At 45.9% G+C, this 654-nt stretch carries 1 protein-coding gene; it reads left to right on the top strand.

All coding sequences use genetic code 11. From position 1 onward, the window contains the following. On the top strand, positions 1–627 hold a 627-nt coding region (gene bioD / locus R8O10_RS25655), incomplete at its 5' end, for a dethiobiotin synthase (protein WP_318192015.1). Positions 628–654 lie beyond the last annotated feature (27 nt).

The following is a 654-nucleotide window of genomic DNA, read 5'->3' as shown; positions in this document are numbered from 1 at the left end:
AAAGCCGTCTTGCAAGCACTCGCAGCAAAAGGACTAAATACCATTGGCTACAAACCAGTGGCTGCAGGAAGCGAAAAAACAGAGCAAGGTTGGCGCAATTCAGATGCACTGCACTTGCAAAAAGCCGCAACCTTAGAAGTGGCTTATGAAGATGTGAACCCATACGCTTTGGAATTACCAGCTTCTCCTCACATCGCAGCCAAGCACGAGCAGGTTGAAATCGAATACGATTTGCTGAGTGAAAAGCTCGCTCAACATAAAGAGCAAGCCGATGTTGTATTGGTAGAAGGTGCTGGTGGTTGGCGTGTTCCTGTGTCAGACACAGACAGCTTGTCTACTTGGGTACAGCAAGAGCAGCTACCAGTGGTACTTGTCGTGGGTATTAAACTGGGTTGTTTGAGCCACGCTTTATTAACGGCGGAAATCATCAAAGCAGATGGTCTAAACCTAGTGGGTTGGATTGCGAACCGAGTTAACCCAGGCACAGAACATTACGCGGACATTATTGAAATGCTTGAATCGCGCATTGATGAACCGAAGTTAGGTGAGATCCCTTACATTCCAAGTGCGAAGCGCAAAGAGTTGGGTAAATACATTAACGTTGAGCCATTACTGAACATCGATTAAGAGCATTTCTTGTAAACGTACTCAAAA

Origin of the sequence: Vibrio sp. 1727, assembly GCF_033344415.1 — a bacterium.
In the GTDB taxonomy this organism is placed as follows: Bacteria; Pseudomonadota; Gammaproteobacteria; order Enterobacterales; family Vibrionaceae; genus Vibrio; species Vibrio alginolyticus.
The sequence above is the reverse complement of the archived record's forward strand: the minus strand, read 5'-3'. Positions and strand labels throughout refer to the sequence as shown.